Source organism: Marivita sp. GX14005 (genome assembly GCF_023370775.1).
In the GTDB taxonomy this organism is placed as follows: Bacteria; Pseudomonadota; Alphaproteobacteria; order Rhodobacterales; family Rhodobacteraceae; genus Marivita.
Genome location: NZ_JAMCCQ010000001.1, coordinates 1,242,390 through 1,251,976, shown reverse-complemented (window position 1 = coordinate 1,251,976; position 9,587 = coordinate 1,242,390). Strand labels below are relative to the sequence as shown.

At 61.0% G+C, this 9,587-nt stretch carries 10 protein-coding genes; 5 read left to right on the top strand and 5 right to left on the bottom strand.

Annotation, left to right across the window (positions count from 1 at the left end; genetic code table 11):
- Positions 1 to 425: 425 nt before the first annotated feature.
- The 3 genes from M3465_RS06200 to M3465_RS06190 all read left to right on the top strand — a co-directional run bounded on the left by M3465_RS06200 (position 426) and on the right by M3465_RS06190 (position 2,376).
- Entirely contained in the window at positions 426 to 869 is a 444-nt protein-coding gene (locus M3465_RS06200) for a DUF302 domain-containing protein (protein WP_249500825.1), read from the top strand.
- A gap of 182 nt (positions 870 to 1,051) precedes the next feature.
- Positions 1,052 to 1,537: a fasciclin domain-containing protein gene (locus tag M3465_RS06195; protein ID WP_249500824.1), complete on the top strand. Its 486-nt coding sequence runs from the start codon at positions 1,052 to 1,054 to the stop codon at positions 1,535 to 1,537.
- A 104-nt stretch (positions 1,538 to 1,641) separates the two neighbouring features.
- Positions 1,642 to 2,376, top strand: a complete 735-nt coding sequence (locus M3465_RS06190; protein WP_249500823.1) for a BglII/BstYI family type II restriction endonuclease — start codon at positions 1,642 to 1,644, stop codon at positions 2,374 to 2,376.
- Here M3465_RS06190 and M3465_RS06185 read toward each other — a convergent pair whose 3' ends face one another.
- The 3 genes from M3465_RS06185 to M3465_RS06175 all read right to left on the bottom strand — a co-directional run bounded on the left by M3465_RS06185 (position 2,377) and on the right by M3465_RS06175 (position 6,216).
- Complete coding sequence (locus tag M3465_RS06185; protein WP_249500822.1) at positions 2,377 to 3,039, bottom strand: MT-A70 family methyltransferase; 663 nt, start codon at positions 3,037 to 3,039, stop codon at positions 2,377 to 2,379.
- A 173-nt stretch (positions 3,040 to 3,212) separates the two neighbouring features.
- Entirely contained in the window at positions 3,213 to 5,831 is a 2,619-nt protein-coding gene (clpB, locus tag M3465_RS06180) for an ATP-dependent chaperone ClpB (protein WP_249500821.1), read from the bottom strand.
- 112 nt (positions 5,832 to 5,943) lie between these two features.
- Complete coding sequence (locus M3465_RS06175) at positions 5,944 to 6,216, bottom strand: hypothetical protein (protein ID WP_249500820.1); 273 nt, start codon at positions 6,214 to 6,216, stop codon at positions 5,944 to 5,946.
- A gap of 179 nt (positions 6,217 to 6,395) precedes the next feature.
- Here M3465_RS06175 and pyrF point away from each other — a divergent pair, with 179 nt between their 5' ends.
- Both pyrF and M3465_RS06165 read left to right on the top strand, forming a co-directional pair.
- Positions 6,396 to 7,112: an orotidine-5'-phosphate decarboxylase gene (pyrF, locus tag M3465_RS06170; RefSeq protein ID WP_249500819.1), complete on the top strand. Its 717-nt coding sequence runs from the start codon at positions 6,396 to 6,398 to the stop codon at positions 7,110 to 7,112.
- 54 nt (positions 7,113 to 7,166) lie between these two features.
- Positions 7,167 to 8,420 carry a DNA polymerase IV gene (locus tag M3465_RS06165; RefSeq protein ID WP_249500818.1) on the top strand — a complete coding sequence of 418 codons (1,254 nt, stop codon included), beginning with the start codon at positions 7,167 to 7,169 and terminating at the stop codon, positions 8,418 to 8,420.
- On the opposite strand, the gene M3465_RS06160 is transcribed toward M3465_RS06165, so the two are convergent.
- Positions 8,417 to 8,740 (bottom strand): DUF3775 domain-containing protein, encoded by a 324-nt coding sequence (locus M3465_RS06160; protein WP_249500817.1) that lies wholly within the window; start codon positions 8,738 to 8,740, stop codon positions 8,417 to 8,419. The two genes, M3465_RS06165 and M3465_RS06160, sit on opposite strands and share 4 nt — an antisense overlap.
- Positions 8,741 to 8,800: 60 nt before the next feature.
- On the bottom strand, positions 8,801 to 9,532 hold the full coding sequence (locus tag M3465_RS06155; RefSeq protein WP_249500816.1) for an SDR family NAD(P)-dependent oxidoreductase: 732 nt from the start codon (positions 9,530 to 9,532) through the stop codon (positions 8,801 to 8,803).
- Positions 9,533 to 9,587 lie beyond the last annotated feature (55 nt).

Here is a 9,587-nt window from a genome sequence, read left to right as displayed (position 1 = left end):
TCCCAACCGCGCCTCAGCGCCGCCGGTGAGGGGGTATTTAGAGATGGCGCCCCGAGTCCGCAAGCAGAAAAATCAGGAAAAGCGTAAAAAAACGCGTAGAACAACTTTTCCTTTTGAAACCATGGTTTTGGAGCAAGGTTCGTTTGCCAACGCAAACTCTTCGGCAATCTAATGTCGTGAGCCGAGCGCGGTTAAGCTCGCGACGCCGATAGCGCTGACAGCCCTGAAGCGACTCTCCTCACCAACAAGACGGATTCGATCCTGATTTGCGGCGATTCACTCCGCCGCGGGACCTTTAGGCCGGTCGCGTAACGCCCCGTGATCGGGGATTCGTGCCCAAGCAATACATTCGATTTGTTGCATTGATGCGGGAGGGCACTCTACAGTCTGCTGCAAGACACACCCGTGGAAAGAAGGATATCGCCATGCTCCGCTTCATAACGTCGACCGCGCTCTCTCTCCTCGCGCTGACCGCCCACGCAGAGACGATCACCTATGACACCGATCAGAGTTTCGAGGATGTCTCCTTCGGATTGGAGAGCGCCATCCTGGATGCAGGGTTGGTGATCGACTCGATCAGTCATGTCGGAGACATGCTCGAACGGACGCGGCAGGATGTCGGCTCGGACGTCGTGCTGTATGAAAAGGCGGACGTTTACAGCTTCTGCTCCGCGCAGGTATCGCGAGAGGTGATGGAAGACGATCTTATGAACATCGCCTATTGCCCCTATGATATCTTCGTCATGGTCCGCGCCGATAACCCCGATACGACGACCATCGGATTCCGCGGGTTTCCCGACGGCTCCATGAAGAAGGTCGAAGAGCTGCTCGACCGTCTCAGCCGGGCTGCCATCGGGCAGGCCGAGTGACGTAAATCTGACGCTGGGTAACAAGAATTTCAGTTGAAAACGCAGCAGGCCGGGGCTTAGCGCGCTGATCATACCGGTCAAGCGGGTCTGGCGGCTTTCGCCGGTGATCTGCTCCGGACTTTCGTCCGTTCTCATGGGCAGATGCGCAGGACGCATCGTCATGTGTAAGAAAGGACGATCCGATGTTTCGCAAGACCACTTTCGCCCTGGCCGCCGCCGCAAGCCTGATGGCAGGAGCCGCTTTCGCTCAGGATGGATCCAAGGATATTGTCGATACGGCAGTGGATGCCGGAAACTTCGAAACACTTGTCGCTGCGGTGCAGGCCGCCGAACTCGTGGAGACGCTGAAAGGCGATGGCCCCTTCACAGTCTTCGCGCCAACGGATGAGGCTTTTGCCGCGCTGCCGGAGGGAACCGTCGAAACGTTGCTGGAGCCCGAGAACAAGGATCAACTGACATCGATCCTCACCTATCATGTGGTACCCGGCAAGGTGATGTCCGGCGACCTGAGCGATGGGATGGAAGCCGAAACGGTCCAAGGCTCCACCGTGACAATCGATCTGGGCGATGGCGTCATGGTCAATGATGCCAATGTCACCACGGCCGATATCGAAACTTCGAACGGCGTGATCCACGTGATCGACAAGGTGATCATGCCCGAGGGCTGATCCATTTGGGCAGAGTTCACGAAGGCGGCTTACGGGCCGCCTTTTTGCATTGCAGGACCACCGTTTCGCCTTGCGACCACAAGGCGGACGGCTATCTTGCGGCGATGTTCAAGCGCTTGACCGACCGCGGATTCGATATCGCAATCCGCAATCATGCCGAAGCGATCCTGGCCGGCGACTTTCCACAGGTGGCCGAAGAAGTGATCGCGGCGCTTCTCGATTTCTCGATACCGGCGCAGGAGCTGATCGGTTCAGGCGGCGGCGAAGCGCCTTCGACCCAGCGCTTGCGGCGGCGTCTTTACGATTCCGGCTGGCCAAAGCACAATTTCGAATTCAAGCTTGTGGTCGACGGCCTGGAAACCGTTTCGCAGAGCCACGAGATCGACCATGTGCGCCGCGCCGAAGCCGGAACCATTGCGCTGGAGATCGAGTGGAACAACAAGGATCCGTTTTTCGATCGCGACCTGGAAAATTTTCAGCGGCTGCATGCGCAATCGGCGATCTCGGTCGGGATCCTCATCACACGCGGCGCGAGTTTGCAGAACGGTATGCTGTCCATCGTGCAGCGCTGCATCGAAACACATGGATTCATCGACGAGGCCGAGATGGTGGAGCGGTTTCAGATGAAAGACCGCACAAAACGTCAGCGCGACGCAGTGCAGCGGCTTCTCGACCGGCAAACATCCTTCGCAACGGCGTTCTCCAGACAGTTCGTCAGCGACAAGTTCGGCGCAGCGACCACGCATTGGAACAAGCTGAAAAGCCGGATCGACCGCGGCGTCGGAAATCCGTGCCCTCTCTTGCTGATCGGCTTGCCGGCCTCTGTCGTTCGGCTGTGATTATTCGGCGGCGGTGCTGACGCTGGAATTGTGTTTGTAGGTGTTCCAGGTCGGTTTGTAATCGTCATCGGCCTGGTTGCCCCACACCGTCCAACCCTGCCGGACACCGCGACCGAACAGTTCGAGATACGGCCCCCAGGAACAGTTTTCGATGATCTTGTATTGCTCGTCGGGCTTGCGGCTGTGTTCGCGTTTGCGGGTTTTCAGAACATCGCCATCGGGCTCTTCGGCCTCGATGTAGTTGACCTGCGACCGGCCGGGGCCAAGCGTTCTGACATCCTTGCCGCGCACGCCGAAAAGCAGAATCTCCGTCACATTGCGAAAATAGAACCCGACACCCCTGCCATCTGGGCCGCCATCCTTGCGCACCTTCTCCCAGATGATGTTGGATTTATATTCGAACCCCCAGGCGTTCAGCACCTGCAACCCTTCCGGCAACAGGGCATTGGGCACCCAAAGATAGCAATGAGCGCGGTCTTCCAGGTGATCGACAACGGGCAGAGCGCAGATTTCATCGAGCGTCATGGTCGGATAGCGCGCAAGGCGCTTATGCTCCGGTGCGACCTTTCCGGTGCGATTCTGGAACCGCCAGGGCGGGTCCGCCATGACAGTGGCAAAGCGGTCGTCGCCCAGAAACGCGCCTAGATCATCTGCTGCTGTCATGATTCACCCTCGGTAGTGGTTTCGTATCTGTCTAAATCAATATTTTGTATCGGGCAAACGAAGATGGCTCCGGCCCGCCAGTCTTATTTCGGCAAGAACATTTTAGGAACATAAACAAGACGAGGGGCGAAGGTTTACCCTCGCCCCTCGGCCGCTCGTAAAGTCAGGTCTGTTTAATGAACAACGGCATCATCCGGTCGCGGCCGGTTGGACGCGGCGACACGGTCGCCGATGATCAGACCTTCGGAGCCTGCCGTCACCGGCACGAGATCGCCGTCCGACACGTCACCGGCGAGCAGCATCTCGGCAAGCGGATCCTGCAGTGCCCGCTGGATCACCCGCTTGAGCGGGCGGGCACCGAAGACGGGATCATACCCTTCCTCTGCCAGCCACTTACGCGCGCCGTCGTCCAGTTGAAGCTCGATCTTGCGCGCAGCGAGCCGCTTGAGCAAGCGTGCCATCTGGATATCGACAATACCGTCCATATCCTCGCGCTTGAGACGATCGAAGATGATGGTCTCGTCCAGACGGTTCAGGAACTCGGGGCGGAAATGCGCCCGCACGGCATCCATGACATCGCGTTTGGCCTGCGCCGGATCGGCCCCTTCGGGCAATTGCGAGAGGGCTTGCGAGCCGAGGTTGGAGGTCAGAACGATCAGCGTCTGCTTGAAATCGACCGTCCGCCCCTGACCATCGGTCAGAACGCCATCGTCCAGCACCTGAAGAAGCACGTTGAACACATCCGGATGCGCCTTCTCGACCTCGTCGAACAGGACCACCTGATAGGGCCGGCGCCGCACCGCTTCCGTCAGGACACCGCCTTCATCATAGCCGACATAGCCCGGGGGCGCACCGATCAGTCGAGCCACTGCGTGCTTTTCCATGAATTCGGACATATCGATCCGCACCATGGCATTGTCGTCATCGAAAAGGAACTCGGCCACCGCTTTGGTCAGCTCAGTCTTACCCACACCGGTCGGCCCGAGGAACAGGAACGAACCAAGCGGTCGGTTCTCGTCATTGAGCCCGGCGCGCGCGCGGCGGACCGCATTGGCCACGGCTTTGACAGCCTGATCCTGCCCGATAACGCGCTTGTGCAGGCCGTCTTCCATGCGAAGCAGCTTTTCGCGCTCGCCTTCCAGCATCTTGGACGTCGGAATACCCGTCCACCGCTCCACGACGGCGGCGATCTGTTCGGGGCGCACGGCTTCCTCGACCATCACGCCATCGCTTTCCTGCGCCTCTGCCTCGGACAGCTGTTTTTCAAGCTGCGGGATCACGCCATAGGACAGCTCACCCGCCTTCGCGAGATTGCCCTCGCGCTTGGCGATTTCCAGATCGGCGCGCGCCTTGTCCAGCTTCTCCTTCAGATCGCGGGCCGAAGCCAGCTTGTCGCGCTCTGCCTGCCATTTCGCCGTCATTTCGGCTGATTGCTGCTGCAGCTCGGAAAGATCCTTTTCGAGTTTTTCGAGCCGGTCCTTCGATGCCTGATCGTCCTCGAGCCGCAGCGCCTCGACCTCGATCTGTTTCTGCAGAATGTCGCGGTCGAGCGCGTCAAGCTCCTCGGGCTTGCTGTCCACTTCCATACGTAGACGACTTGCGGCCTCGTCCATCAAGTCGATGGCCTTGTCCGGCAGGAATCGGTCGGTGATATAGCGGTGCGACAAGGTCGCCGCCGCGACCAGCGCGCTGTCGGAAATGCGCACGCCGTGGTGCAGCTCGTATTTCTCCTTGATGCCGCGCAGGATCGAAACCGTATCCTCGACTGTCGGCTCCTGCACCATCACGGGCTGGAACCGGCGGGCCAACGCCGCATCCTTTTCGACATGCTTGCGGTATTCGTCGAGCGTTGTCGCGCCGACACAATGCAACTCACCCCGCGCCAGCGCCGGTTTCAGCAGGTTCGAGGCATCCATAGCGCCATCGGCCTTGCCGGCACCGACAAGCGTGTGCATTTCGTCGATGAAAAGGATGATCTCGCCCGCCGCTGTCGTGACCTCGGACAATACCCCTTTCAGACGCTCCTCGAACTCGCCGCGATATTTCGCGCCGGCGATCAGCGCGCCCATGTCGAGCGACAGCAAACGCTTGTTATGCAGGCTCTCGGGCACGTCACCATTAACAATGCGCAACGCAAGACCTTCAGCGATGGCGGTTTTGCCGACGCCCGGCTCACCGATGAGAACCGGATTGTTCTTGGTCCGGCGGCTCAGCACCTGCATCGCGCGGCGGATCTCGTCATCGCGCCCAATGATCGGGTCGATCTTGCCTTCGCGCGCGCGTTCCGTCAGGTCTGTCGTGAATTTCTTGAGCGCCTCATACTGATCCTCGGCGGTGGCAGTGTCCGCCGTGCGTCCCTTGCGCACATCGTTGATCGCCGAATTGAGCGCCTGCGCGTTCACCGCGCCCGCTTCGAGCGCCTCCTTGGCGGGGCTCTTCACCATCGACAGCGCCATCAATATCCGCTCCACCGGAACGAAACTGTCGCCGGCCTTCTTGGCGATCTTCTCGGCCTCATCCAGCACCTTGCCGGTTGTGGAATCGAGATACACCTGCCCGGCATCACCAGTCACTTTCGGGATTTTGGCGAGCTTGCCGTCGAGCGCCTGAACAACCCGCGCGGGCGCACCGCCAGCGGCCTGAATCAGGTTGGATGCGAGCCCCTGCTCATCATCCATCAGCGCTTTCAATATATGTTCGGGTGCAAGCCGCTGATGGCTTTCCCGCATTGCAATCGTCTGGGCCGCCTGGATGAATCCGCGCGACCGTTCCGTGAACTTCTCAAGGTCCATGGGTCTCTCCTTCATAAAGCGCCCGATTTGTGGGGCCGCCCGCTGCGCGGCGCAGCCCCGGTCCGGGCCTCGATAGAAAGATGGCTACCGCATAAGGCCGGTTCAACCCCTGTCAGTCGGCAGGCGCCGGTGCTTCCTCGAAAAATACCTCGTTGTCACGCCCTTCCGGTCCGGAGGGTGTCGGCACGGCGGGCTCACCGGTGCCGTCGGGATCGACCGTCAGTTCAGGATCGACGGGTGAGGGGCTTGCGTCGAGCGGATCGGTCTCGATCCTTTCGGACGGATCGGCCACCGGACCACCCGTTTCACGCCCTTCCCAAAGCATGACGGCAACAATCAAGACAAATCCGACGGGAATCAGCACATAGAGCAGAGCGCGTTTCATTTCAGATCCTCCACATTCGGTTCCGAACGGTCGAGTCTCGCGCAAGAGGTTGTTGCGTATCTGGTCATGGCACACTCCTTTACCTGACTGTTCAACGGACGGCGCGGCGGCGTTGTTCCTTGACCGCCGAACGCACCCCTGTAAGACGGGGTGAAACCTAGCTGAGGAAGGCCCGCCGGATGTCAGATGACCGATTGATCGTTGCCCTGGATGTGCCGAACGCGATCGCCGCGCTGGAATTGACCGAAAAGCTCGGCGATGCCGTTTCGTTCTACAAGATCGGCCTGGGCATGCTGACGGGGGGCGGGCTGGCGCTCGCGAATGAACTCAAGCAGGAGCACGACAAGCGCATCTTCCTCGACATGAAGCTCTTCGACATCGGCGCGACGGTCGAGGCCGCGGTGCGCGGGCTGGCGCAATTCGATCTCGATTTCCTGACGGTGCATGGCGATCCGCATGTCGTGCGCGCGGCCAAGGAGGGTGCCGCCGGTTCCGATCTGAAGATCCTCGCGGTCACGATCCTGACCTCCCTGGAACGGTCCGATCTCGACGACAGCCTGATCCGCGATGGTGCCGTATCCGATCTGGTAGCAGAACGCGCCGGGCGGGCCTTCGATGCCGGCGCGGATGGGGTCATTTCCTCGCCGAACGAAGCCGCCGTGATCCGCGGATTGCCCGGGGCGAATGGCCGGCTCATCGTCACGCCCGGCGTGCGCCCCGCCGGCGCCGCTCTGGGTGATCAGAAACGCGTTGCGACACCGGCCAGCGCGGTCGAAAGCGGTGTCGATCATATCGTCGTCGGGCGCCCTGTCTGGCAGGCCAGCGATCCGCGCGGCGCGGCGCAGGCCATTACCGAGGAAATGCGGCAGACCGATGCCGCGCGCGCCAAGTCCTGACCTTTCGGGCCAAGGGGCAGCGGGCTATAGTCATGCCATCATTCGGAGCCCGAGATGCCCGCCCTTTGCCGTGATTGCCTGACGGAGTTCGATGCCGGTTCGCGCTGCCCGCGCTGCCGCAGCCCGCGTATCCTCGCGCATGAGGAACTTTTCGATCTCAGCATCGCTCACATGGATTGCGACGCGTTCTATGCCTCCGTCGAAAAGCGCGACAACCCCGACCTTGCCGACAAGCCGCTCATCATCGGCGGCGGGCGTCGCGGCGTCGTTTCGACCGCGTGCTATGTCGCGCGCATTCGCGGCGTGCGCTCTGCCATGCCGATGTTCAAGGCGCTCAAGCTATGCCCCGACGCGGTGATCGTGAAACCGCGCATGGAAGCTTATGTCGAAGCCTCTCGTGCCATCCGCGCGTTGATGGAGGAACTGACCCCGGCCATCGAGCCGCTGTCGCTCGATGAGGCGTTTCTCGATCTCACCGGCACCGCGCGCCTGCACGGGCATCCCCCCGCGGTCATGCTCGCGCGTCTTGTGAAGCGGATGCGCGACGAATTGGGCCTGTCCGGCTCCATCGGACTCAGCCATAACAAGTTCCTGGCTAAGATCGCCTCCGATCTCGACAAGCCACGGGGGTTTTCGGTGATCGGCAAGGCCGAGACCGAAGACTTCCTGCGTCCAAAGCCGGTGCGCATGATCTGGGGCGTGGGCGCGTCCATGCAGGCGGCGCTCGAAAAGGCCGGAATCAGCACGTTCGAGGACTTGCTGCGCTGGGATCAGACCGATCTGACGCAACGCTTCGGCAGCATGGGGCTACGTCTGTGGCATCTCGCACGCGGAGAGGATCATCGCCGGGTTTCCGCTCATTCTCCGGTCAAGTCGATCTCGAACGAGACGACGTTCAGCGAGGATATCACCGATACCGATCTGCTGGATGGGCATCTGTGGCGCATGTGCGAGAAAGTGTCCGACAGGGCCAAGGCCAAGGGTCTTGCCGGCCGCGTCGTGACGTTGAAACTCAAGCGCAGCGATTTCAGCCTAATCACCCGCCGCACGTCGCTCACCGATCCGACACAGATCGCGGACCGCATCTACCGAACGGCGCGGGGTCTTTTCGATCAGGTTGGCGACAGGGGGCCGTATCGCCTTCTCGGGGCGGGGATCAGCGACCTCCGTTCGGCGGATGGCGCCGATCTGTCAGCGGATCTGCTCGATCCGGCCGGAGTCAAACGAGCGCAGGCCGAACGCGCGACCGACGCGATCCGTCATAGGTTCGGTGCCGGCGCGATCCTGAAGGGGCGGGCGCTGCGCTAACGGCCCAGCACCTCGTTTTCGGCATCCGAAGCCGACACGCCGAGCGATTCCAGCCCCGATTCCAGATGGTCGGCAAGGTGCGGCGTGCCGATCAGGTAGTCGGCTGTCGGCGTCGTCGCCTCGCTCATCGCGGTCTCATAGGCTTCGTTCCACTCGTCCGCCTCGAACGCGCCGCGACCGATCCACATGACGGCAACGAGCGCCGCCTGTTCCTCTTCATTCATTCGGTCGATGAAACCGCGCATCTCGCCCTCTGCGCGGTCGAGCTCCCGCGCCATGACGATCACCGCGGCGACCTTATTCGCACTGATTTTTTCCATATCGCATCTCCCTGTCGATCCTCCTGACACTGCCTCAGGCACGGATGCGCGGCCTTGATCTCAAGCAAAGAGCTTGTAGTAAAGCCAGTCCGGCAGGAATTGGCTACCGCGAAAGACCCACGAAAAGACCGCCGGGAAACTGCGCTTGAAGCTGTCGGTGGTCATGTGTTCGAAGATTTGCTGCGCGGCTTCCTCGGGCTCCATGATGAAGGGCATCTTGAAATCGTTCTTGTCGGTCAGCCGCGTCTTGACGAAACCCGGATTGACCAGTTGCACCTTCACATTGGTCTTGTGCAGATCGGCATGAAGCGATTCCGCCAGAACCATGATCCCCGCTTTCGACGCCGTATAGGCGGCGGCGCCCGGAAGGCCGCGGAACCCGGAAAGCGAGCCGGTCAGCACGATATGTCCGCGATCCCGCTCCACGAAGCGTGGAACGACGGCCCCCATGAGCCGCATCGCGCCGGTGAAATTGATATCGGCCATCGCTTCGGCCTGATCGGCATTCCAGTCCTTCGCGCCAAAAGGCCAATAAACGCCGGCCAGTTGCACGACACCGTCGACATCGCCGACCTTCTCGGCGGCCTCGCGGATCGAATCCATGTCGGAGACATCTATCGTCACCACATCGGCACGACCGGGCAACGCCTCGGCAAGTTGGTTGAGCTTGTCTTCGCTGCGCGCCGACAGGATGAGGTGCACCCCGACGGCGCTCAGCTTTCGCGCCAAGGCTTCACCGATGCCTTCGCTTGCTCCGACCAACCAATACCGTTTGCCCGCCCATTCGCTCACGTCATGTCCTTCCTGCGTATCTTGACCGCTCCCAAGGGCGGCTTGAAGCTATAGT